This is a genomic window from Pseudoduganella sp. R-31, from assembly GCF_049913235.1.
Classification (GTDB): domain Bacteria; phylum Pseudomonadota; class Gammaproteobacteria; order Burkholderiales; family Burkholderiaceae_D; genus Rugamonas.
The window spans coordinates 678961-701702 of record NZ_CP183986.1 but is presented as its reverse complement, the minus strand read 5'-3'; the positions used below and the strand labels follow the sequence as shown (position 1 = coordinate 701702).

Here is a 22742-nt window from a genome sequence, read left to right as displayed (position 1 = left end):
AAGCTCCTAACGCGCGCTGTGCGCCACAGGATGGAATACGGCTTTCATCTGAATCGATGCGGGCCCCAGCAACACGATCATCAGCGCCGGGAAAATGCAGAAGATCAGCGGGAACAACAGCTTGAGCGCGACCTTGGCGGCCGCCTCCTGCGCCACCACGGCCCGTTTGCGGCGCAGGTTGTCGGCGTGCACGCGCAGGGAATCGCCCATGCTGGTGCCGAAGCGCTCGGCCTGAACCAGCATCGCCACCAGCGCATCGACATCTTCCACGCCGCTGCGCAGGGCCAGGTTGCGCAGCGCGCGCTCCTTGGAAAAGCCGGAGCGCATTTCCATCAGCACCAGCTGCAGCTCCTGTGCCAGCGGCAGGCTCTTGATGTGGATTTCGCCCGCAACTTTTGCCAGCGCGCGTTCCATGCTCAGGCCCGCCTCGACGCAGATGGTCAGCAAGTCCAGCGCATCGGGCAGGCTTTCGAAGATATCGCGCTGGCGCAGTTCGGCGCGGCGCGCCAGCACGCCGTTTGGCAGGTAGTAGCCGATGGCCGCACTGGCAAACAATGCCAGCAGCAGGTTGCCGCTACGTCCCGCCAGGCTTGCCACCAGCGCAGGCAAGGCCAGCGCCAGCAAGGTCTTGGCGGCAAAGTACAGTTTTGGTGCAGCGGGATGGCGCCAGCCGGCATTCATGAAGCGCGTGCGCAGCGCCGACTGTTCCCAGCCATCTTCGGGCAGCGACAGGCGGCTGAACGGCTCCGCCACGCGCGCCACTTTTTCGATCCACTCGCCCTGGCCGGGCGCAGGCGTCGTTTCGCTGGCGCTGGTGAAGGATTTCAGGCGCTCGCGCAGCGGCACGCCGGACAGGGCCAGCATGGCCCACAGCGCCAGGCCTGCCACCACGGCAAACACCAGCAGCAGGAACAGGATGCCAGACAGGTCGGCGCCGCTCATACGCGCACCCTGATCACCTGGCGCATCCATACCATGCCTACCACCATGGCGCATGCCCCGTACCACAGCATGCGCTGCCCGTTCGGGTCCTGCCACAGCACGGAGCTGTATTTCGGATTGGTCACCTGCATCGCGGCCATCAGGCCAAGCGGCATCAAGGTCAGGACCCAGGCCGACATGCGGCCTTCCGCCGACATCACGCGCACTTGCGCCAACAGTTGCAGGCGCGCGCGCGTCATGCGCGACACATTGTCCAGCAGCTCGGCCAGGTTGCCGCCGGATTCGCGCTGAATCAGCACCGCGATCACCAGGTAGCGCAAATCGGTCAGCGGCACGCGGGCAGCCAGGTTGTGCAGGGCGTCCTGCATGGTGACGCCGAAATTCACCTCCTCGTAAGTGACGCGGAATTCGCCGCCGAGCGGATCGGCCACTTCGTCGCCCGCCATCTGCATCACGTTGGCAAAGGAATGGCCGGCACGCAGGCCGCGCGCGAGGAAGTCGGCCATTTCCGGCAGTTGCGACTCGATGCGGCGTATGCGTGCGGCGCGCGCGCGCAGCAGCGCCACGCACGGCGCTGCCAGGAACAGCAGGCCGACAATGGCCGATGGCAGCGGCGGCATGTGCAAGGCGGCAGGCGCCAGCAAGCCTGCCAGCGCGGCGGCGCCCTGGACCTGCAGCAGGCGCGCCACCTGCCAACGCAGGCCGGATTGCAGCAGCAGCCGGTCCAGCGCGCCGATGTGCGGGATGCGCCGCAGCAGTGCATCAAGCCCCGGCGAGTTCGCGTAGCGGCGCTCCTTGAGGATGCTGATGCCGCCGCCCGCGCCCTCGGTGCGGCCCGACATCAACCGCAGGCGGCGCGCGATGCGCTGCGCACTGTTGCCGTGCGTGCTGCTCCACCACAGCCAGACACCCTCGCACAGGCAGATCACGGCGGCGAACAGCAGCACGGAAAATGCAGTCCAGGCGAAATCCATGACCGCCCCCTATTCGTAGACTTTGCCGGGATCGAAAACGCTGTCGGGCACCGGCACGCCGAACATGCGCAAGCGTTCGGCAAAGCGCGGCCGCACGCCGGTGGCGAAATAATGGCCCTGCACCTTGCCCTGGGCATCCACACCGGTCTGCTCGAAATGGAAAATCTCGTGCATGGCCACGGTGTCGCCCTCCATCCCGGTGACTTCCTGCAGGCTGACCAGCTTGCGCGTGCCGTCGGTCAGGCGCGAAAGCTGCATCACCACCGTGATGGCGGAGCAGATCTGCTGGCGCGCGGTGCGCGGCGTCAGGTTGGCGCCTGCCATGCCGACCATGCTCTCCAGCCGCGACAGCGCGTCGCGAGGCGAGTTGGCGTGGATCGTTGCAAACGAGCCTTCATGGCCCGTGTTCATGGCCTGCAGCATGTCGATCGCCTCGGCGCCGCGCACTTCGCCCAGGATGATGCGGTCGGGACGCATGCGCAGCGCATTGCGCACCAGCGCGCGCTGCGTCACCTCGCCCTTGCCTTCCACGTTCGGCAGGCGCGTTTCCAGGCGCACGATATGCGGTTGGCGCAGTTGCAGTTCCGCCGCGTCCTCGATGGTCACGATGCGTTCGCTGGCCGGGATGAAGCCGGACAGCACGTTGAGCAGCGTGGTCTTGCCGCTGCCGGTGCCGCCGGAGATCAGCACGTTCAGGCGCGCCTGGCCCAGCGCCTTCAGCACTTCCGACATGGGCGGCGTCAGGCTCTTGAACTCCAGCAGTTTTTCCATCGACAGCGGCTGCGCCGAGAAGCGCCGGATCGACAGAATCGGCCCGTCCACCGCCAGCGGCGGGATGATGGCGTTGACGCGCGAACCGTCCGGCAGGCGCGCGTCGACCATCGGGCTTGATTCATCCACGCGCCGGCCCACGCGCGACACGATCTTTTCGATGATCTTCATCAGGTGCGTGTTGTCGTGGAAGCTGATGCCGGTCAGTTCCAGCCGTCCGGTGCGCTCGACGTAGACCTGGGCATGGGTATTGACCAGGATGTCGGACACGCCGGGATCGGCCAGCAGGGGCTCCAGCGGGCCGAAGCCCAGCATCTCGTTCTGGATGTCGAGCACCAGCTTGTGGCGTTCACCCTGGTTCAGCACGATGCGCTCGTCCTCCACGATGCGCGCCACCAGAAGCGCCAGTTCGTGCTTGAACTGTTCCGGCGTCAGGCGCTTCAACCGCTCCAGGTCGATGCGCTCCAGGATCATCTGGTGCATGGACTTCTTCAGCTCCTGGTAGGCGCCGTCGGCCATCGCCGGTGCGCTCGGCGCCTGCGGTTTTTCATCGCCCAGCGCCAGGCGTTCTCGCAAGCTCATGGTCGGCTCCCCATCAATGTTCGGTTTCGGCGCGGCCAAACAGCCGGTCGAACAAGCCCTTGCTCTCGGGCAGGCGGCGCTCGGTCACCGCCTCCACCAGTTCCGCCAGGCTGCGCGCCACCGGGCTGCTGCGCGCCAGCTGCAGCAGCGGAATGCCCTGGTTGACCGAGTCGGTGGCGGACAGGTAGTCGTTCGGCACCGTATGCAGCACGTCGGCGCCCAGCGCCTGCTCCAGGTCGGCCAGGCGCAGCTTGCCGCCCTTCTCGTAGCGGTTGACGATCAGGCGCGTGCGCTCCTGCGGATAGCCGAGCGAGCGGAAGATGTCGAGAAGGCGGCGCCCATCGCGGATGTCGGGCAGCGCCAGTTGCAGTACCGGGTAGATGGCGTCCGCCTGGTCCAGTGCGCGCAGCGACAGGGCATCGATCTGGCGCCCCACGTCCAGCAGCACGTAGTCATAATGCTGGCGCGCCACGCGCAGGATGGCGTCGATATGGTCCGGCTTCATCTGGGTCGCCAGCGCCGGGTCGTCGGCTGCCGCCAGCACGCCGTAGCCGGGCGCCACGTGCACCAGGCACGACTCCAGGAAGGCCGCGTCGAGGCGGCCGATCTGGCCGCAGATATCGGACAGGGTCATGGCCGGCTTCTGGTCCGACACGTACAGCGTGGCGTCGCCGAACTGGCCGTGCAGGTCGAGCAGCAACACCTTGCGCCCGGCCAGCGCCGCCAGCGCATAGCCGAAGTTGGTGGCCAGGAAGGTGGCCCCGCTGCCGCCCTTGCAGGAAATGAAGGCCAGCGCCTTGCCCTCGCGTACGGCGGTCACGCCGCGCTCGATCTCGATGCGGTCCAGCGCTTCGTGCAGGGCCCGATGCACCAGCGGCAGTTGCAGCACTTCGCGCATGCCGACGCGCATGGCGCGGATCAGCAACTCGTGCTGCGGCGCGCGCGTCAGCAGGATAAAGGAGGTGTCGGGATAATGCCGCGACAGCGGTTCCAGCAGCTCGGCCTGGGCCGGCTCCACCTCGCTGGCATCGAACAGCACCAGTTCGGGCGGCTGCGGCAGCAGCCGTTCCACCGCATCGCGCAGGTCGCGCCGCGTGGCTGCCAGCTGCAGCGCCGGCAGGCGCGCCGAGCCCTGCGCCGCCAGTTCGGCCTGCAACCGTTCGTCATTGCTGATCAACAGCGCTTTCATGGGACCTCCTTTGCGTGCAGGTTCAGGGACAAGGCGCCTGGCCCGGCGTGTAACCCAGCGACTCGGCAGGCACCAGGGTGGTGGCAGAAGGCATCAGGTCCGGTACCGGCACCATCGGCAGCAAGGGCTCGTAAGCCAGCGTGGTGCAGGCGGCGCCGCTGCCGCACAGGCGCACCCGCACCATGCTGATGCAAGCCGGGCCATGTGGATCGCGCGCGCAGTTGATGCGGTTGGCCAGCGGGCAGGCCGGCAGCAGCGGCAGCGGCGCCAGCACGCCGGCGGCGTCCTGCCACAGGTATTCGATGCGGATATTGGCGCTGCTGACGTTGGGCGCCAGCGGCAGCGCGCCGTCATCGCTGCGAAACAGCGCCGCCTGGCGCAGCGCCTGCATGGCCGCCGGATTGCTGAAGTCCGTGATCGCGGCGGCACGCGCCGCGCGCTGGGTCACTTCGGGCAGCGTGTTCCACACGAACAGCAGGCGGCCGTATTCGAAGATGGCGAACAGCATGGGCATGAACACCGCGCATACCAGGCCGAATTCAACGGTGGCGCTGCCGCGCCGGCGGGCTGTCCTAGTTGTCACGGCCGGCCTCCGCGTACACGACCAGGTTCACCGCGGGATGGCCCAGTTCGACCACGGCCTGGCTTTCGACGGTCAGCATCACGCCGATCTTGCTCGGGACCATGCCCGGCAACAGCTGGTCGCAATGCCCGATATCGCACATGAACTCGACGTGCCATGCCTGGGGACCGATGTTGGCGGCGGACAGGGTTTGCCCGATCATCTGCTGGGCGCTGTCCAGCGCCACGGTGCGCCGGCTGCTGTCGCGCAGGCTCTCGAGCGGCACCTGGGACAGGAAGCGCGCGGCGTTGCTGGCGGCCCGGTCCGCCGCCGCGCCATCGATCGCCAGGTGTCCCATGTTCAGGGCGAGCGCCAGCAAGGGCGCCAGCCCCGCCATGACCAGGGCGGCTTCGATGGCGGCCACGCCGCGGCAGCGCAGGCGCTTCATCGCAGCAGCTCCACATCGGTTGCCAGCGCTGCCACCTCCTTCGCGCTGAGGATGCCGGCAAACTCGCCCGGCACTTCGGTGGCCGAGGCCTGGGCCGTCATGAAGAAGCGCGCTACCGCCAGCACCGTGCCGTCCACATTCGCGCCAGCCGGAAGCGGGCAGGCCAGCAGGGGCACGTAGAGCAGGCGCCGGTCCTTGCGGCCCGGGTTCCCGGTGGGCGCGGTCATAAAGCCGGTGTTGTTGTACACGCCGCCGGCTGGCCAGCTGGTGCCGGTAGCGCTGAATGCCGGCGACCCGGGATACAGGCTGTTCCAATGGGAGAACTGGAAGTTGCTGTTGTTGCTGCGCCTGGCGGGACCGTAGGCCCACAGCGTGCCGTACTGCGCCGGGGGGATGGCCGGCAAGGGATAGGCGCCGTCGGCCACGCTCACCAGGGGCTTGCCGGCCGCGGGCGTGCTGGCGGCGGCCGCAGCCTGCGGCGGGTAGCTGCTGATCCAGCTCGCCAGGGCGCCGCGGTACTCGCGCACATTGCTGTCCGGCGGCGCCGTGTAAGGGTCGCAGCCGTCGCTGCCGCCGTAACTGCCGAAGCGGGAGTTGAGCTGCTGCCACAGGTCGAAGCCGGCGTTGCGGCGCACATGCAGCGCGCCGGCCAGCGAGTTGTAGGCCAGCTTGCCGGCACACATGAACGGCGCCACCTGGCTGCTGTCGGTGCTGGACGGCAGCGCCGGGCTGCCGGGCGGGCTGGCCGGGTCGACCAGGAAGTACTCGCCGCTGCTGGCGCCCGGCGCCGGGTTCAGGGCCAGCAGGTTGTAGGCGACGCCGAAACGCAGGCCGTACTCGATGCGTTCGTCCAGGCCGGGGCCGTTGTAGCGGGTGGCGACCGCGCTGCTGCTCGGCGCGCAGATCGCCAGCGGCAGCACGCGCAGGCCATTCGGCCCGGCCACGGCGCGCGCTCCCACCGTCGTGGCGTCGCTGCCGCCCAGCAGGCGGCCGAAAGCAACCGGCAGCATGGTGAAGGCTTCCCCCTGCGCGGCCATGTCGGCGCGCGCATAGCGCAACTCACCGGGCGCGCCCTGGGCCGCACTGTATTCCAGCCAGGGGCCGTCCGGGCCCGCAGCAAACGACAGCACGGCGGTATTGAGCCAGACCCGTCCCACACCGCGCACCTGGCGGTTCGCCACCACCACGCTGGCGGCGGAACCTGCCATGACAATGCCGCTCGCGCTGCCATCCAGCTGCTGCGCCGCGCTCAGCGCGACCGTATCGGCAACTTGCTGCAACTGGCTCTGGCGCTGGAAGGCCATCGACAGCTCCAGCGCCAGGCCGCAGACGCCGATCGCCAGCGGCAGCACCAGGGCCGTCATGACCAGCAGCGCGCCGCGCTCATGTTTGCGCTTCATTTGCGTTCCCCCGTGTCCGGCGCCGGCTCGCTGTAGGACTTGCGGTAGCGCGCCTGGGCCGCCGCCGCCGCCGCGCCATCGAGCCCCGCGCCCTCGCCCTCCGGCTTGACCAGGTGGGCCGTGATGACGAACAGCAGTTCGCTGCGGTCGTTCTGGAAGTCGGTGCTGCGGAACAGCGCGCCCAGCACTGGTATCTCGCTGAGAAAGGGCACGCCCTTGATGTTGTTGACCTGGGTATGCCGGATCAGGCCACCGATGGCAAAGCTCTGGCCATCCTGCAGCTGCACCGTGGTGCTGGCGCGGCGCGTGGTAATCAGCGGGAAGATGGCGCGCCCGCTGAAGCTGCCGTTGCTGACGCCGATGCCGTCGCGCGACAGTTCCGACACTTCCGGCGCCACCCTCAGGTTGATGCGGCCGCCGGCCAGCACGGTGGGGGTGAATTTCAGGCCGACGCCGAATTCCTTTTCCTCCAGCGTGATGCGGTTGTTTTCCTGCGCCACCGGCACCATCACCTTGCCGCCGGCGAGGAAATTGCCTTCCTGCCCGCTCATGGCCATGACCGTCGGCTCGGCCAGGATGCGCACTTGGCCATCCTGCCGTTCCGCTTCGAGCCGCACGCTGCTGCCGTTCGATTTCGACAGCGACAGGCCGCTGCCCAGCGTGCCGCTCAGGAAGTCGGCCAGCACCATCGCCGTCCAGCTGCCGCTGGCATGGCGCAACGCCAGGCCCGCTTCCAGCTTGTCGAGCAGGGTCTTCGACACTTCCGCCACCTTGACTTCCAGCTTGACCTGCTGCGGTGCGCTGACAGCCAGCAGGTTCACCAGGCGCGGCCCAGGCGCCGACGCTTGCGCCGGCGCGCCTTCCTTGCGCGCCAGCGGCTGCGGCGCCTGGCGCACAAACGCTTGCGCCAGGTCCAGCACTTGCGCCAGGGTGGCGCCGTCGCTCACGCTGCCGCTCAGGGCAATGGCGTCGGCTGCGGCGCTGACCTTGATGCCGCGCTCCTGCGGCAGCAGCTCCGCCAGGCTGGCGCGCAGCGGCGAGACATCCAGGCCCACCGCCACTTCCACCACGCTGCAGGCGCCGGACCGGCCCTGCACGATCAGGTTGGTGCTACCGATGTCCGCGCCGACCAGGTACAGCGTATCGGGCGCCACCAGCGTTGCCTGCAGCACGTGCGGGTTGCCGATGCTGCGCCCGTTCACGGTGTCCGGCAGGCGCATCAGGGTTGATTTGCCGAGTTCCAGCGCCAGCTTGCCGGGAACGGCGGGAGAACCGGCACAGTGCAGGTTATCGCCCAGCGCGGAGGCGGCCGGGAGTAGGGACAGGGTCAGGGCCAGCGCGGCTGGCAGGCAGGTAGGTGCGGATCGCATGGCGCCTCCTCACAGGCATTCCTTGCTGCTGCGGTTGCCGTCGATGACGCCGATGCAATAGCGCGCCGGCTCGGCGGAGGGAGGCAAGGCAGCTCGCGCCAGGCGCGGCGCCGCAGCTGCTGGCGCGGCAGCGGAAGCCGCTGCCGGCGCCGGCGCCATCCCAGTGCCAAGCACGCTATGGCGCGTGGCGCCGGGCGTGGCGCCCGGCTGCGGGTCGACCTGGTTGCGCAGCGCCAGCGACAGCGTGCCGACGCTGCGCGCCAGGTCAAGCTGCTCGGCCTGGGCGGGCGTGACTTCCAGCGTGACGGCATTGACCACGCGCGGCTTGGTGTCGTCGCGCGCCACTTCCTGTGCCACGGCCAGGACCAGGATCCGTTCCAGCACGATCTTCGACACGGCCGTTTCATTGACGCCGTTGCTGCCGTTGTGCTGCGCCGGCGCATACACCAGGATGTCGACGAAATTCCCCGGCAGGGCAAAGCCGGCCACGCCCACCACGTCGTTGACGCGCACCGTGATGGCGCGCTTGCCTTCCGCGATCAGGGCCGACAGGCCGCCCAGCGTGCCGGCCGGCGCCAGCTTGGCCTCCGTCACCGGCTCGCCACGCTGCACGCTGGCTTTCAACACGCGGCCCGCCAGCGCCGCCGGCTCGCGCTGGGCGCCGGCCGGCATGCTGCCGGCCGGCCACTCGGCCAGCGCCAGCATGTCCGGCGCCAGGCGCTGGCCCAGGCCGACATCGGCAGCCGCCACCGCGATGCGCACGGTGGACGTCGCGGGCTGGCGCAGCCAGCGCGAGGCCAGCAGCACGGCGGCCAGGCCCAGCACCGCTGCCAGGGACAGCATCAGCAAGCCGCGCCGGCCCTTCATACGGCACCATCGGCAAACATGCTGGACCAGGCCTGGTCCAGCGTGGCGGGATTCAGGCTCGGCACGGTGCCGGCAAAGCCGGCGAATTCAGCCACGCGCGCCACGATTTCACGCGGCAGGCTGGCCAGCAAGGGCTGGCCGCTGCCCCGGTGCAGTTCGCCGACCAGGTAGGCCAGCGCCGCTTCGTCGGCCTCGATGCCGCGCGCCCGGCATTGCTGGCGCAGCAGGCTGCGGTAGCTGGCTTCCGGCAGCGGTCCCAGCGCCACCTTGTAGCCGATGCGGCGCAGCGCCGCGCCATCAAGCAGGGTGTGCGGCGCCAGGTTGGTGGCGAAGGCCAGCGCCGCCTGGCATGGCACGCTGAAGGCATGGCCGCCTGGCAGCGCAAGCTGGTCGGTGCCGCTATCGAGCAACTGTGCCAGGCGGTTCAGCAGCGCGGCAGCCGGCACGCGCTGGCGGCCCAGGTCATCGATGATCAGCAGGCCGTGGCAAGCCTTGAGCTGGGGCGGCGCCAGGTAGCAGCCGCCGGCAGGATCGTGGCGCAAGTCCAGCATGGCGCCATCCAGCTCCGCGCCCAGCTGCACCACGGGGCGCTGGCACAGCAGCCAGCGCATGTCGCCGCTGCGTGCGCCGGCAGGCCGCCCCGGCAAGGGCAGGGGCGCCAGGTGCACCGCCGCGTCGTAAAGCTGGATGATGGCGCTGCCTACCGCCACCGCATACGGCACCGCCACCACGCCTTGCAGCAGGCGGCCCAGCTTGCGCGCCAGGGTGGTCTTGCCGCTGCCGGAAGGCCCGTACAGGCAGACCGAACGTCCGGCATGCATGGCGGCGCCCACCAGTTCATGGATGCGCGGCGGCAGGCAGTCGTCGGCAAACACGCTGGCCACGTCGGCCGCCAACACCGGCGGCAGTTGCAAGGCCTGGCGCTGCAGCTGGGCGCGCCAGGCTTCGAGCGGGACCGGCGCCGGGCCGACATAGGGCGAGCGGTCCAGCCATTCCGCTGCGCGCTGGCGGCCGATGCCGGTGAGCTGGTACTGCACGTCGATATCGGAATCGCCGCGCCACGCCACATCCACCACTTGCTCGCCTTGCAGGCCGTCGAGCACTTCGCGCAGCACATTGATCGACAGGCGCAGGCGGCTGGTCAGCACCGACAGGTGGCATTTGCCGGCGCCCAGCAAGGCCTTGCCCGCCAGCTCGGCCAGCATGGCCGGTTCCAGGCCGGTGTCGCGCACCGTGCGCGGCGGGTTTGGCAACAGCGGCTGTTCATCGTCTGCAAAATCGATCATGGTGTCCTCCTGTTGGAACCGATGATAGCCATGGGTTTCCGGTTGGATATTGAGGCGGAGCAAAGGTCAGCGATGCGCCAATGCAACGCTGGCCAAGGTGCCGGCCGCAATCGCCACGGCATACGGCATGCCTTCCGCCTTGGCGCCGCGCCAGCGCGCCAGTTGCAGGCAGAACAGCGCCAGCACCCCGCCTGCCAGCGCGCTCAGCAGGGCAAGCTGCAGCGCTTGCCAGGGCCCGACGAAGCTGCCTGCCATGGCCGCCAGCTTGACGTCGCCGGCGGCCATGCCGCCCAGTGCATAGAAGGGCAGGAACAACAGCAGGCCCACTGTCGCGCCGGCCAGCCCCTGCGCCAGCAGCGCACTGTTGCCGCCCAGGTAGCAGTGGAGTGCCAGCGCCAGCAGCAAGCCTGCCGCCACCAGCACGTTGGGGATCCGGCGCCAGGCCAGGTCCGACGCTGCCGCCTGGAGCACCAGGCACAGCAGGATGATTTCGAGTCCGCTCATGGTAAAAGGCTGGCTGCCCGGCCGCCGCCGGGCGCCAGCCACCCCATCAAGGCGTCAGTGCATCGACCACGTCGTTGAACACGGCCTTCAGCTCGTTCGAGACGCTGGTCATTGCCGTGCCTACTGCCAGTGCAATCAGCGAAGCGATCAGGCCATACTCGATTGCCGTCACGCCCCGCTCATCCCTGATGAACCGCCTCACTGCCGAAAGTGCTTTCATGATGATCTCCTTCGCTAGGAAAACTCTGACGCCTGGGCTGCGCATCATTGGCTTTACTATAGGAGCCATTCCTACGAACAAGTTGATATTGCGCAAGCTTTCCGCACAGAACTTTTTCTCGCTGTGCGGTGTTCTATGTCAAACTGGAGGCATGGAAGCTGTGTTGCAATGAGGTCGCGTTTTTACATGAAAGTGCGCAAAGTTAATTGCCGAGAATACAAAAAAGATTTATCCTGATCAGCTATTCTTTAGAAAGCCCCTTGCTTTGCCGCTGAGCGCCTAGTTACCGGACACTCACATGGATTCCCTTCTGAAACATATGGTGGACATGACCGGCCACCGCGATCACACGATGCTCGACATCTCGGTGATCTCGGCGGTAGCGGAACTGGCGTCTGCCACGCAGGCACGTGTGCTGAGCATCGTCAATGTGCGAGGCCAGCTCTACGTCCGTTCGCGCGCCGTGATCGAGCAAGGCCGCCCTGCGCGCATGGAGGAGTACCTGGACCCGGCCATCGCGGGCGACCCGGTCAGCATGTTCCCCGCCCTCGCGCGCTGCCTGGCGCACCACGAATCGAGTGCCGACCACATGTCGCCCGAGGGTGAGCACACACTCTGGCTGCCGATCTGGATGGGTGACAAGGCTGATACCTGCCTGGAAATCGTCAATCCGACGCCGTATACCAGCGATACCATCCACATCATCGGCGGCATCGTCAGCGTCTACCGCAATTTCCAGAACCTGCTCGACTACAGCGAGCGCGACTCGCTGACCGGCCTGCTGAACCGCAAGACCTTCGACGACCAACTGGCCAAGATGCTGCAGGCCTCAGCCGAGCACGACGTGCTGGCAGTGCCGCCGGACGGCCTCGAGCGCCGCAATCCGCAAGAACAGGAAAAACAATGGCTGGCCGTGGTCGATGTCGATCATTTCAAGGCAGTTAACGACAAATTCGGGCATTTGTACGGTGATGAGGTGTTGATCCTGATCGCCAACCTGCTGCAATCATCCTTCCGCGCCCAGGACCGCGTGTTCCGCTTCGGCGGCGAAGAGTTCGTGGTGCTGCTGCGCTCTTCCACGCTGGATAACGCCAAGAAAATCATCGAACGCTTCCGGATGAACGTGGAACAGCACGAGTTCCCGCAAGTTGGCCAGGTCACGGTGAGTGTCGGCTTCGTCAGCATCAGCGCCTATGAAGCGCCGGTGATCATCCTCGGCCGCGCCGACCAGGCCCTGTATTACGCCAAGAGCCATGGCCGCAACATGGCCTGCCATTACGACGAGCTGGTCAGCGGCGGCCAGCTGCAGACCGTCGAATCCAACGATACCGCCGAATTCTTCTGAGGTTCGGGCTCAGGCCAGGGTCAGGAAGCGCATCGGGTCCACCTGCCATTTCGATGGCGATTCATGGCCCACGATCTTGTCGCCGCCGCCGAAGCCCAGGCCGCGCGACAGGTCGACCGTTTCCGGCTTGATGTAGACATTCTTCTTCGTGTTGAAGAACACGTTCACCTTCGGCGCCAGCAGGTTGCTTTCATGCGGCTCGACCACCACGCCGAGGCGGCCTGACTCCAGCATCACCAGCGTGCCGACCGGGTAGATGCCCACGCAGCGCATGAATTCCTGCACCAGCTTGGCGTTGAAATGGTGCTTGCTCCACTCGTAGATCTTGCGCAGCGCCGCTGCTGCCGGCAGGCCCTTGTGGTACACGCGGTCGGCCGTAATGGCATCGTACACGTCGACAATTGCCGCCATCTGCGCGATTTCACTGATATCGTCGCCGGCCAGCTTGTCCGGGTAGCCGGTGCCGTCGCGCCGCTCGTGGTGGTGCAGCGTGATGTCCAGCGCCAGCGCCGGCACGTCAGGGGACTGTTTCAGGATATTGAAGCCATCCATCGGATGCTTCTTGATGATGGCGAATTCTTCGTCGGTCAGCGGGCCCGGCTTGTTCAGGATCGCATCCGGCACCAGGGCCTTGCCGGTATCGTGCAGCAGGCCGCCGAGGCCGGCTTCGCGAATGATGTCCTGGTCCATATTGCGCGCATTGGCGAAGGCCACCAGCAAGGCGCACACGCTGACCGAATGCAGGAAGGTGTAATCGTCCTTCGACTTGATGCGCAGCAGTCCCAGCAGGGCGCCCGGGTTGCGCAAGATCGATTCCGTGATGTTCTGCACCACCGGCTGCACCGAGCCGATCTCGATAGCCTTGCCGAGGCGGGCATCGGCCATCACATTGCGCACCACGCCGGCTGCCTGGCTGCGAATCTGGGCCGCGCGCTGCAGTTCCTCACCCAGGGAAGTGCGGATGATGCGCGAGGGTTCCTTGGCGATCTCTTCCACTTCGCGTTCGGTGGCCGCCTGGGCCTCGGCCAGCGAGGGCGCATCCTCCACGTCCAAGCCTTTGGACGCATCGATCACCACGTCATGGATGCCGGCCTGGATGATTTTCTGGATCTGCTCCTGGCTGGAAATCTCGAAGCGGTTGCGCACAAACGGATGGGTCATCCAGTCGCAACTGAGGTCGTGGATATACATGCCGACCTTTAACTGCGCCGAATCGACTTTCTTTAACATGGTGAGGCTCGCGAAGTAATTGCGTGAAGAACGTTAGAATAAGTATACACAATGTTATCCTACGGGAATATGGAACTCCGCCAGCTGCGTTACTTTGTAGCAATCGTCGACCACGGATCGTTGTCGCGTGCCGCACTGGTATTGCATGTTGCACAACCTGCCCTGACCCAGCAGCTACGCCAGCTCGAAGAAGAGCTGGGCGCCCAGCTCCTGCACCGCAGTGCCCAGGGCGTGGTCAGTACCGATGCCGGCAAGGTGTTCTATGACCATGCGCAGGCGATCCTGAAACAGGTGGCCGACGCCCGCTCCGCCGTCACCCAGTCGGCCCGCCCTTCCGGCAGCGTCACCATGGGCCTGCCGCACAGCATTTCCGGCGCCCTGGCGCTGCCCCTGCTCACTGCCGCGCGCGAGCAATATCCCGACATTACGCTGCAGTTGACCGAAGAACTGACCGGAAACCTGGCGGAACAGCTCAAAAGCGGACGTGTCAACCTGGCTGTGCTGTTCGACGACGGCCAGTTGACGCCGTTTTCCACCACCCCCCTGGCGGAAGAAGAACTGCGTTTCATCTGCCGTCACGACGCGGTGTGGTTCACCGACAACAAAACCGTCACGCTGCAGCAAGCCCTGAACACCACCCTCATCTTGCCGGGCCTGCAACATGGCGTGCGGCCGCGCATCGAGGCCATGGCACGCGCCGCCGGGCTGGTGATCGGCAATGTCATCGAAATCAACTCGATCGCCATCCTGAAGTCCGCCATCATGGCAGGCATGGGCGCCACGATCCTGCCGGTAGCGCCGGTCTTGCCCGAAATCGAACACGGCCAGATGCGCAGCGTGCGCATCAACAGCCCTGCCATCAGCCGCACCGTGGTGTTGTGCGCATCGCGCAACATTCCCCTCACCAATGCCGCCAACGCGATTGCCGCGCTGACGCAACAAGTCGCCACCGACCTCTGCCAGCGCAATACCTGGCCCGGCGCCCGCCTGCTCGGTTGAGCGATTAGATCAGCTTATGTCTTGCAAGGATGCGGCGCAAGGTGCCGTCCGCCCGCATTGATTCCAGTGCGCGCTGGAACTTGGCAATGTCGGTGTCGTCGAAGTCAAGAGAGCCTGCCAGCCAGGCCGTGGTGGTGCGTAGTGGAACGCTGGTTTCGAAATCGCGTTCACCGGAGCCGTGGCCTTTCAGCGAGGCGGAAATGATGCGGCGCTCGCCGAAGGCGGCGTCGGCCATTCCGCCCAGCAGGAAACGGTGCACTTCATCGATTGAACTGGCTTCGACCAAGTGCTTGAAGCCCAACTCTTTCAGGATCGCTGCCTGGGCGGCGCCGCGCAGCAAGGCAATGCGCTTGTCCTTCATCTGCTCGATTGGCAGCAGCTTGCCGCGCACAGCCAGCAGCACGTAGTTCTCCTCAAACAGCGGCACCAGCCAGCGGTATTGCGCCTCACGCTCGGGCAAGCGGGTCAGAGGATAGATGGCCGTTGCCGGCATGGTGGTGGCCAGGAATTGCGCACGGCGCCAAGGCACGAACTGGGTTGCCGGCGCCACGCCGGCCCGCTTGCACAGCTCGGCTACCAGTTCCTGCAAACCGCCGGGCTGGCCGCTTTCATGCACGAGCGAGGGCAAATGGCTGGTCACCAATTGCATCTTGCGCGCCACGCCGGCAAACGCCCCGATTGGGCTGGTCAAAAACACTGCTGCCGCCATCAGAATTGTTCGTCGAGCCATCATTTTTTCTTATACCCCCATCCCCAAACCATATTTCCGTATACGTAAAGTAAACCGTAAACTTGACCGCTGAAAAGGCCTGCACACCCGCAGGCGTTGTGACTAGGCAAGGACGCGCTTACCCGGCGCCGACCGATGCCAGGCACGCACCGAATCATGATTTTGGAGACAGCCACCATGCCAGACGGCAGCAACTCGTCCGTACTTCACGACGTCACCCTCGACGACAAATTCACTTCCACTACCGGTAAAGTCTTTCTGTCCGGCATCCAGGCGCTGGTGCGCTTGCCTATGATGCAACAATTGCGCGATGCGCGCGACGGTTTGAACACCGGCGGCTTCATTTCCGGCTACCGCGGCTCCCCGCTGGGCGGCCTGGACGAGACCCTGTGGAAGGCGCAGAAGCACCTGGAAAAGCATAATGTGCAATTCGTTCCGGGCGTGAACGAGGACCTGGCGGCAACCGCTGTCTGGGGTTCGCAGCAGGTTGACCTGATCGGCCCGGCCAAGTACGACGGCGTGTTCGCCATGTGGTACGGCAAAGGCCCGGGGGTGGACCGTTGCGGCGACGTCTTCAAGCACATGAACCATGCCGGCACGTCCAGGAACGGCGGCATCCTGCTGGTGGCCGGCGACGACCACGGCGCTTACTCCTCCACCCTGCCGCACCAGTCGGACCACATTTTCTCCGCCTGCATGATCCCGGTGCTGTATCCATGCAATGTGCAGGAGTACATCGACCTCGGCATCCACGGCTGGGCCATGTCGCGCTTCTCCGGCTGCGCCGTCGCCTTCAAGGCGCTGGCCGACACCGTCGAGTCGAGCGCTTCGATCGACGCCGATCCGTTCCGCGTCGAAGTGAAGCTCCCGCAGGACTTCGTGATGCCGGAAGGCGGCCTGAATGCCCGCCTGTCCTCTATCCCGCTGGGCCAGCAAGCGCGCAACCAGGAAGCGCTGATGCAGGACTACAAGATCTACGCGGCTCTGGCTTACGCCCGCGAGAACAAGCTGAATCACACCACCATCGATTCCAAGGACGCCAAGCTGGGCATCATCGCCTCCGGCAAATCTTACCTGGACGTGCTGGAAGCGCTGGAAGAACTGGGCATCGACGAAGCCATGGCCGCCAAGGTTGGCCTGCGCCTGTTCAAGGTTTCCATGCCGTGGCCGCTGGAACCGGACTCGGTGCGCGAATTCGCGCAGGGCCTGGACGAAATCCTGGTGGTGGAAGAGAAGCGCCAGTTCGTCGAATACCAGCTGAAGGAACAGCTGTACAACTGGCGCGACGACGTGCGCCCGCACATCATCGGCAAGTTCGACGACAAGGGCGAGTGGGTGGCCCCGCGCGGCGAATGGCTGCTGCCGCCGAAGGCTGACTTCTCGGTATCGCAAGTGGCGCGCGTGATCGCCAGCCGCGTGGCCCGCTACATCGCCGACGCCTCGATCCAGGACCAGATCAAGGCCCGCCTGTCCTTCCTGGAAGCGAAAGACGCAGTACTGAAGAAGGCGATCGAGACCCCGTTCCGTCCGGCCTTCTACTGCTCCGGCTGCCCGCACAATACCTCGACCAAGGTGCCTGAAGGTTCCTTCGCGCTGGCCGGCATCGGCTGCCACGTGATGGCGACCTCGATCTACCCCGAGATGAACAAGCTGACCACCCATATGGGCGGTGAAGGCACGCCGTGGATCGGCCAGGCTGCGTTCAGCAAAGTGCCGCACGTGTTCCAGAACCTGGGCGACGGCACCTACTTCCACTCCGGCTACCTGGCGATCCGCGCCGCCGTGGCGGCGAAGGTCAACATCACCTACAAGATCCTGTACAACGACGCCGTGGCAATGACCGGCGGCCAGCCGGTCGACGGCACCGTCTCCGTGCCGATGATCGCGCAGCAGATGGCGGCCGAAGGCATCAAGCGCATCGCCCTGGTGACCGAAGACCTGTCGCGCTACACCGACCGTTCCGCCCTGCCTTCCATCGTTTCCCTGCACGACCGCAAGGAAATGGATGCCGTGCAGCGCGAAATGCGTGAACTGCCAGGCTGCACCGTCATCATTTACGACCAGACTTGCGCCGCCGAGAAGCGTCGCCGCCGCAAGAAGGGCGAGTTCCCCGACCCTGCAAAGCGCATGGTCATCAACGAAGCGGTGTGCGAAGGCTGCGGCGATTGCGGCATCCAGTCCAACTGCGTCTCGATCCTGCCGAAGGAAACCGAATTCGGCCGCAAGCGCACCATCGACCAATCTTCCTGCAACAAGGACTATTCCTGCACCAAGGGCTTCTGCCCATCCTTCGTCACCGTCGAAGGCGGCACGCTGAAGAAGACCAAGACCGGCACCGCCAAGACCGACGACTGGGGCGATGTTCCTGCGCCAGTCCTGCCAAGCATCGAGCAGCCATACAACATCCTGATCAACGGTATCGGCGGCACCGGCGTGATTACCGTCGGCGCCCTGATGGGCATGGCCGCCCACCTGGAAGGCAAAGGCGCTTCCGTGCTGGACATGACCGGCATGTCGCAGAAGAACGGCTCCGTGACTTCCCACGTCAAAGTGGCGAAGACCCCTGCCCACCTGCGCGCGCAGCGTATCGCCACCGGCGAAGCAGACCTGATCCTGGGCTGCGACATGCTGACCTCCGGCGCCTACGACGCCGTGTCGAAGATGCGCCCAGGCCGCACCTTCGCCATCGTCAACCAGCACGAGCAGCCGCCAGGCACCTTCGCGCAGAACGCCGACTGGCAGTACCCGGCCGAAAGCGTGGAAGCGCTGATTACCGAATCGGTCGGCGGCGCGCAGTCCGTGGACTTCATCAACGCCACCAAGCTGGCGACGGCGCTGATGGGCGATTCGATCGCCTCCAACCTGTTCATGATGGGCTACGCCTTCCAGAAAGGCCGCATCCCGCTGAGCGAAGCAGCCCTGCTGCGCGCGATCGAACTGAATGGCGTGGCTGTTGAATCGAACAAACGCTCCTTCCTGTGGGGCCGCCGCGCCGCCGTGGACTTCAAGCGCGTGGAAAAGATCGCGACCCCGACCCAGGCTGTCGTGGTACAGATGCCACAGTCGCTGGAAAACGTGATCAAGAAGCGCGTTGAATTCCTGACCGGCTACCAGGACGCTGCCTATGCCGCCACCTATGAGGACCTGGTGCAGCAAGTGCGCTCGAAAGAGACCCTGCTGGGCCTGGGCAACAAGCTGTCGACCGCGGTGGCCAAGTCGCTGTTCAAGCTGATGTCCTATAAAGATGAATATGAGGTGGCGCGCCTGTATACCGATGGCCGCTTCGTGGAGCAGTTGAAGACCCAGTTCGAAGGCGATTTCTCGCTGAAGTTCAACCTGGCGCCACCGCTGTTCGCGAAGAAGGATGCCAAGGGCCACCTGGTCAAGGCGGAATATGGTTCGTGGATGTGGAAGGCGTTCCAGCTGCTGGCCAAGTTCAAGGGCCTGCGCGGTGGCGCGTTCGATATCTTCGGCTATACCGAGGAGCGTAAGATGGAACGCGCGCTGATCACGGAATACCGTGCTGTGGTGGCTGAACTGCTGGCGGGGTTGTCGGCTGGCAACCATGAGCAGGCCGTGGCGATTGCCGGGCTGCCGGAGCGTATCCGCGGCTTTGGCCATGTGAAGGAAAAGGCTGTGGCCGAGTACAAGATGGCTAAGGCGAAGATGATGGCTGCGTTCAAGGACGGCGATCGGGCCGCTGCCTGAAAACCGGTAAACCGGTGCCTGACCCGCAGGGTCAGGCACCCCGGCCTGCGACCGCCGCGTAGACGAGGTGTCTGACCCTGCGGGTCAGACACCGGTTTACCGGTTTTGCTTGACTTGACGTTAACGTAAACGTCATATAATCAAAATTCCCCCGTTCCAAGGAACACACAACATGAACGACCTCGCCAACGCCAAGAAACTGTCCGCTGAGCCTGAGCAGGCCAAGACCGCGAACAAAGTCCGCTTTGTCACCGCCGCGTCCCTGTTCGACGGCCACGACGCCTCGATCAACATCATGCGCCGCATCCTGCAATCGCAGGGCGCCGAAGTGATCCACCTGGGCCACAACCGCTCGGTGGACGAAGTGGTCACCGCGGCCCTGACCGAAGACGTGCAAGGCATCGCCATCTCCTCCTACCAGGGCGGCCACGTCGAATACTTCAAGTACATGATCGACCTGCTGCGCCAGCGCGGCGGTTCGCACATCAAGGTGTTCGGCGGCGGCGGCGGCGTGATCGTCCCGAGCGAAATCAAGGACCTGCACGACTACGGCGTGACCCGCATCTTCTCCCCTGAAGACGGCCAGCGCATGGGCCTGGTCGGTATGATCCAGTGGATGGTGCAGCAGTGCGACGTCGACCTGTCCACCTACTCGCCGACCCAGCTGGACGCCATCCGCGACGGCGAGATCGAGCAACGCCATCGCCCGCTGGCCCAGCTGATCACCGCGCTGGAAAACGGCAAGGCCTCCGACAAGCTGCGCGCCGAACTGACCAAGGCCGCCAAGGCCATCACCGCCCCGACCCTGGGCATCACCGGCACCGGCGGCGCAGGCAAATCCTCGCTGACCGATGAACTGATCCGCCGCATCCGCCTGGACCAGGGCGACGCGCTGAACATCGCCGTGATCTCGATCGACCCGTCCCGCCGCAAGTCCGGCGGCGCGCTGCTGGGCGACCGTATCCGCATGAACGCGATCAACCCCTGGAACGGCAAGACCCGCGTCTTCATGCGTTCCCTGGCGACCCGCGAAGCCGGCTCCGAGATTTCCCAGGCCCTGCCTGACGTGATCGCAGCCTGCAAAGTGGCGGGCTTCGACCTGGTGATCGTGGAAACCTCCGGCATCGGCCAGGGCGACGCGGCGATCGTGCCGCACGTCGACGTCTCCATGTACGTGATGACGCCGGAATTCGGCGCCGCGTCCCAGCTGGAAAAGATCGACATGCTGGACTTCGCCGACTTCATCGCGATCAACAAGTTCGACCGCAAGGGTGCGCAGGATGCGCTGCGCGACGTGGCCAAGCAGTACCAGCGCAACCGCGAGATGTGGAGCAAGCGTCCGGAAGAAATGCCGGTGTTCGGTACCCAGGCTTCCCGCTTCAACGACGACGGCGTGACCGCGCTGTACCAGGGCCTGCTGCCGGTACTGGCAGGCAAGGGCCTGAAGACCACCAAGGGCGTGCTGGCCCCGATGGACGTGCGCTTCAGCTCCGGCAAGAACGTGATCGTGCCGCCGGCACGCGCGCGCTACCTGGCCGAGATCTCCGACACCGTGCGCGGCTACCACAAGAAAACGCAAGCACAGGCCAAGCTGGCGCGCGAACGCCAGCAGCTGCAGGAATCGAAGCGCATGATGGCTGTCGCCGGCAAGCCGGTGGCCGACTTCGACGACCTGATCATCGAACGCGATCACGCCATGGATGGCGCAGCCAAGAAGCTGCTGGCCCAGTGGCCGGACATGCAGGCGGCCTACGCCGGCGACGAATACGTCGTGAAGATCCGCGACAAGGAAATCCGCACCGGCCTGGTACAGCACACCCTGTCCGGCACCAAGATCCGCAAGGTCTCGCTGCCGAAGTACGAAGACCACGGCGAGCTGCTGCGCTGGCTGATGCTGGAAAACGTCCCTGGCTCCTACCCGTTCACCGCCGGCGTGTTCGCCTTCAAGCGTGAAGGCGAAGACCCAACCCGCATGTTCGCGGGCGAGGGCGACGCTTTCCGTACCAACCGCCGCTTCAAGCTGGTCTCCACCGGCATGGATGCGAAGCGCCTATCGACCGCCTTCGACTCCGTCACCCTGTACGGCGCCGATCCCGCGATCCGTCCGGACATCTACGGCAAGATCGGCAACTCCGGCGTGTCCATCGCGACCCTGGACGACATGAAGGTGCTGTACGACGGCTTCGACCTGTGCAACCCAAGCACCTCGGTATCGATGACCATCAATGGTCCCGCCCCTGCGATCCTGGCGATGTTCATGAACACCGCCATCGACCAGCAGGTCGAGAAGTTCGTCACCGAGAACAAGCGCCAGCCGTCCGAAGACGAATTCCAGAAGATCAAGGACTGGGTGTTGATGAACGTGCGCGGCACGGTGCAGGCCGACATCCTGAAGGAAGACCAGGGCCAGAACACCTGCATCTTCTCGACCGAGTTCTCGCTGAAGGTGATGGGCGACATCCAGGAGTACTTCGTGCACCACCAGGTGCGCAACTTCTACTCGGTGTCGATCTCCGGCTACCACATCGCGGAAGCGGGCGCGAACCCGATTTCGCAGCTGGCCTTCACGCTGTCCAACGGCTTTACCTTCGTGGAAGCCTACCTGGCGCGTGGCATGCACATCGACGATTTCGCGCCGAACCTGTCGTTCTTCTTCTCCAACGGCATGGATCCCGAATACACCGTGCTGGGCCGCGTGGCGCGCCGCATCTGGGCCGTCACCATGAAAGAGAAATACGGCGCCAACGACCGCTCGCAGAAGCTGAAGTACCACATCCAGACGTCCGGCCGCTCGCTGCACGCCCAGGAAATCGACTTCAACGACATCCGCACCACGCTACAGGCGCTGATCGCGATCTACGACAACTGCAACTCGCTGCACACCAACGCCTACGATGAAGCGATCACCACGCCGACCGACGAATCCGTCCGCCGCGCACTGGCGATCCAGCTGATCATCAACCGCGAATGGGGCTTGGCGAAGAATGAAAACCCGAACCAGGGCGCCTTCATCATCGAAGAGCTGACCGACCTGGTGGAGGAAGCCGTGCTGCAGGAATTCGAACGCATCGCCGAACGCGGCGGCGTTCTTGGCGCCATGGAAACCGGCTACCAGCGCGGCAAGATCCAGGAAGAGTCGCTGCTGTACGAGCACAAGAAGCACGACGGTTCGCTGCCGATCATCGGCGTGAACACCTTCCGCAATCCAAAGGGTTCGGAAGCCCCGGCCACCATCGAACTGGCCCGTTCCACCGACGACGAAAAGCAATCGCAGCTGACCCGCCTGGCTGACTTCCACGCCCGCAATGCGGATGCCGCGCCAGCCGCCCTGGCAGCGCTGCAGAAAGCCGCCATCGACAACGAAAACGTGTTCGCCAAGCTGATGGACGCAGCCCGCGTCTGCTCGCTGGGCCAGATCACGACCGCGCTGTTCGAAGTCGGCGGCCAATACCGCCGCAACATGTAACGGCCTGCGGCCGCAGCGTATTGGGGTCAGACCCTTGGGTCTGACCCCGGCTTACCGGTTCTAGTGGAAGAACAGCCACACCAGCAACAGCACAATCCCCGGCACCCCCAGCAGCCAAGCCAAGAAATACTTCCCCATGACAGCCTCCC

The 22742-nt window shown here is 65.5% G+C and carries 18 protein-coding genes; 4 read left to right on the top strand and 14 right to left on the bottom strand.

The window, feature by feature from the left end; all coding sequences use genetic code 11:
* Positions 1–6: 6 nt before the first annotated feature.
* From ACN9MY_RS03170 to ACN9MY_RS03115, 12 genes are all read right to left on the bottom strand, one after another.
* Positions 7–942 (bottom strand): type II secretion system F family protein, encoded by a 936-nt coding sequence (locus ACN9MY_RS03170; protein ID WP_426167407.1) that lies wholly within the window; start codon positions 940–942, stop codon positions 7–9.
* A complete protein-coding gene (locus ACN9MY_RS03165) occupies positions 939–1916 on the bottom strand; it encodes a type II secretion system F family protein (RefSeq protein WP_426167405.1) in 978 nt (325 codons plus the stop codon). Before ACN9MY_RS03165 ends, ACN9MY_RS03170 begins: the two co-directional genes overlap by 4 nt.
* A 9-nt stretch (positions 1917–1925) precedes the next feature.
* The gene (locus ACN9MY_RS03160) at positions 1926–3269 is read right to left on the bottom strand and encodes a CpaF family protein (RefSeq protein WP_426167403.1); all 1344 of its coding nucleotides are present in this window, start codon (positions 3267–3269) and stop codon (positions 1926–1928) included.
* Positions 3270–3282: 13 nt separating this feature from the next.
* Positions 3283–4458, bottom strand: coding sequence for an AAA family ATPase (locus ACN9MY_RS03155; RefSeq protein ID WP_426320448.1), 1176 nt, complete (start codon positions 4456–4458; stop codon positions 3283–3285).
* Between the two features lie 22 nt (positions 4459–4480).
* The gene (locus ACN9MY_RS03150) at positions 4481–5041 is read right to left on the bottom strand and encodes a TadE/TadG family type IV pilus assembly protein (protein ID WP_426320446.1); all 561 of its coding nucleotides are present in this window, start codon (positions 5039–5041) and stop codon (positions 4481–4483) included.
* Positions 5031–5468 carry a hypothetical protein gene (locus ACN9MY_RS03145; protein WP_426320444.1) on the bottom strand — a complete coding sequence of 146 codons (438 nt, stop codon included), beginning with the start codon at positions 5466–5468 and terminating at the stop codon, positions 5031–5033. The genes ACN9MY_RS03150 and ACN9MY_RS03145 overlap by 11 nt, the downstream gene beginning before the upstream one ends.
* Positions 5465–6868, bottom strand: a complete 1404-nt coding sequence (locus ACN9MY_RS03140) for a pilus assembly protein TadG-related protein (protein ID WP_426167395.1) — start codon at positions 6866–6868, stop codon at positions 5465–5467. The genes ACN9MY_RS03145 and ACN9MY_RS03140 overlap by 4 nt, the downstream gene beginning before the upstream one ends.
* Positions 6865–8238 (bottom strand): type II and III secretion system protein family protein, encoded by a 1374-nt coding sequence (locus ACN9MY_RS03135; RefSeq protein ID WP_426320442.1) that lies wholly within the window; start codon positions 8236–8238, stop codon positions 6865–6867. Before ACN9MY_RS03135 ends, ACN9MY_RS03140 begins: the two co-directional genes overlap by 4 nt.
* Before the next feature lie 9 nt (positions 8239–8247).
* Positions 8248–9105, bottom strand: coding sequence for a Flp pilus assembly protein CpaB (cpaB, locus tag ACN9MY_RS03130; RefSeq protein ID WP_426320440.1), 858 nt, complete (start codon positions 9103–9105; stop codon positions 8248–8250).
* Positions 9102–10391 carry an ATP-binding protein gene (locus tag ACN9MY_RS03125; protein WP_426167389.1) on the bottom strand — a complete coding sequence of 430 codons (1290 nt, stop codon included), beginning with the start codon at positions 10389–10391 and terminating at the stop codon, positions 9102–9104. Before ACN9MY_RS03125 ends, cpaB begins: the two co-directional genes overlap by 4 nt.
* Positions 10392–10457: 66 nt before the next feature.
* Positions 10458–10895, bottom strand: coding sequence for an A24 family peptidase (locus tag ACN9MY_RS03120; protein ID WP_426320436.1), 438 nt, complete (start codon positions 10893–10895; stop codon positions 10458–10460).
* A gap of 46 nt (positions 10896–10941) precedes the next feature.
* On the bottom strand, positions 10942–11115 hold the full coding sequence (locus tag ACN9MY_RS03115) for a Flp family type IVb pilin (protein WP_426167385.1): 174 nt from the start codon (positions 11113–11115) through the stop codon (positions 10942–10944).
* 298 nt (positions 11116–11413) lie between these two features.
* On the opposite strand from ACN9MY_RS03115, the gene ACN9MY_RS03110 reads away from it, so the two are divergent.
* Positions 11414–12460, top strand: coding sequence for a GGDEF domain-containing protein (locus ACN9MY_RS03110; protein ID WP_426336825.1), 1047 nt, complete (start codon positions 11414–11416; stop codon positions 12458–12460).
* 9 nt (positions 12461–12469) lie between these two features.
* Here the strand turns inward: ACN9MY_RS03110 and ACN9MY_RS03105 are convergent, their stop codons facing one another.
* Positions 12470–13690: an HD-GYP domain-containing protein gene (locus tag ACN9MY_RS03105; RefSeq protein WP_426167381.1), complete on the bottom strand. Its 1221-nt coding sequence runs from the start codon at positions 13688–13690 to the stop codon at positions 12470–12472.
* Positions 13691–13759: 69 nt separating this feature from the next.
* Here ACN9MY_RS03105 and ACN9MY_RS03100 point away from each other — a divergent pair, with 69 nt between their 5' ends.
* Positions 13760–14689: a LysR substrate-binding domain-containing protein gene (locus tag ACN9MY_RS03100; RefSeq protein WP_426167379.1), complete on the top strand. Its 930-nt coding sequence runs from the start codon at positions 13760–13762 to the stop codon at positions 14687–14689.
* Positions 14690–14693: 4 nt separating this feature from the next.
* Here the strand turns inward: ACN9MY_RS03100 and ACN9MY_RS03095 are convergent, their stop codons facing one another.
* Positions 14694–15380: a substrate-binding periplasmic protein gene (locus ACN9MY_RS03095; RefSeq protein ID WP_426320432.1), complete on the bottom strand. Its 687-nt coding sequence runs from the start codon at positions 15378–15380 to the stop codon at positions 14694–14696.
* A 216-nt stretch (positions 15381–15596) separates the two neighbouring features.
* Here ACN9MY_RS03095 and ACN9MY_RS03090 point away from each other — a divergent pair, with 216 nt between their 5' ends.
* On the top strand, positions 15597–19127 hold the full coding sequence (locus tag ACN9MY_RS03090) for an indolepyruvate ferredoxin oxidoreductase family protein (RefSeq protein WP_426336824.1): 3531 nt from the start codon (positions 15597–15599) through the stop codon (positions 19125–19127).
* 172 nt (positions 19128–19299) lie between these two features.
* On the top strand, positions 19300–22593 hold the full coding sequence (gene icmF / locus ACN9MY_RS03085; RefSeq protein ID WP_426167373.1) for a fused isobutyryl-CoA mutase/GTPase IcmF: 3294 nt from the start codon (positions 19300–19302) through the stop codon (positions 22591–22593).
* Positions 22594–22742 lie beyond the last annotated feature (149 nt).

What these genes read in the sequence shown, in the direction of transcription:
- ACN9MY_RS03170 (WP_426167407.1), bottom strand. Translation starts at nt 942, where the DNA reads ATGAGCGGCGCCGACCTGTCTGGCATCCTGTTCCTGCTGCTGGTGTTT.
- ACN9MY_RS03165 (WP_426167405.1), bottom strand. Translation starts at nt 1,916, where the DNA reads ATGGATTTCGCCTGGACTGCATTTTCCGTGCTGCTGTTCGCCGCCGTG.
- ACN9MY_RS03160 (WP_426167403.1), bottom strand. Translation starts at nt 3,269, where the DNA reads ATGAGCTTGCGAGAACGCCTGGCGCTGGGCGATGAAAAACCGCAGGCG.
- ACN9MY_RS03155 (WP_426320448.1), bottom strand. Translation starts at nt 4,458, where the DNA reads ATGAAAGCGCTGTTGATCAGCAATGACGAACGGTTGCAGGCCGAACTG.
- ACN9MY_RS03145 (WP_426320444.1), bottom strand. Translation starts at nt 5,468, where the DNA reads ATGAAGCGCCTGCGCTGCCGCGGCGTGGCCGCCATCGAAGCCGCCCTG.
- ACN9MY_RS03140 (WP_426167395.1), bottom strand. Translation starts at nt 6,868, where the DNA reads ATGAAGCGCAAACATGAGCGCGGCGCGCTGCTGGTCATGACGGCCCTG.
- ACN9MY_RS03135 (WP_426320442.1), bottom strand. Translation starts at nt 8,238, where the DNA reads ATGCGATCCGCACCTACCTGCCTGCCAGCCGCGCTGGCCCTGACCCTG.
- cpaB (WP_426320440.1), bottom strand. Translation starts at nt 9,105, where the DNA reads ATGAAGGGCCGGCGCGGCTTGCTGATGCTGTCCCTGGCAGCGGTGCTG.
- ACN9MY_RS03125 (WP_426167389.1), bottom strand. Translation starts at nt 10,391, where the DNA reads ATGATCGATTTTGCAGACGATGAACAGCCGCTGTTGCCAAACCCGCCG.
- ACN9MY_RS03120 (WP_426320436.1), bottom strand. Translation starts at nt 10,895, where the DNA reads ATGAGCGGACTCGAAATCATCCTGCTGTGCCTGGTGCTCCAGGCGGCA.
- ACN9MY_RS03115 (WP_426167385.1), bottom strand. Translation starts at nt 11,115, where the DNA reads ATGAAAGCACTTTCGGCAGTGAGGCGGTTCATCAGGGATGAGCGGGGC.
- ACN9MY_RS03110 (WP_426336825.1), top strand. Translation starts at nt 11,414, where the DNA reads ATGGATTCCCTTCTGAAACATATGGTGGACATGACCGGCCACCGCGAT.
- ACN9MY_RS03105 (WP_426167381.1), bottom strand. Translation starts at nt 13,690, where the DNA reads ATGTTAAAGAAAGTCGATTCGGCGCAGTTAAAGGTCGGCATGTATATC.
- ACN9MY_RS03100 (WP_426167379.1), top strand. Translation starts at nt 13,760, where the DNA reads ATGGAACTCCGCCAGCTGCGTTACTTTGTAGCAATCGTCGACCACGGA.
- ACN9MY_RS03090 (WP_426336824.1), top strand. Translation starts at nt 15,597, where the DNA reads ATGCCAGACGGCAGCAACTCGTCCGTACTTCACGACGTCACCCTCGAC.
- icmF (WP_426167373.1), top strand. Translation starts at nt 19,300, where the DNA reads ATGAACGACCTCGCCAACGCCAAGAAACTGTCCGCTGAGCCTGAGCAG.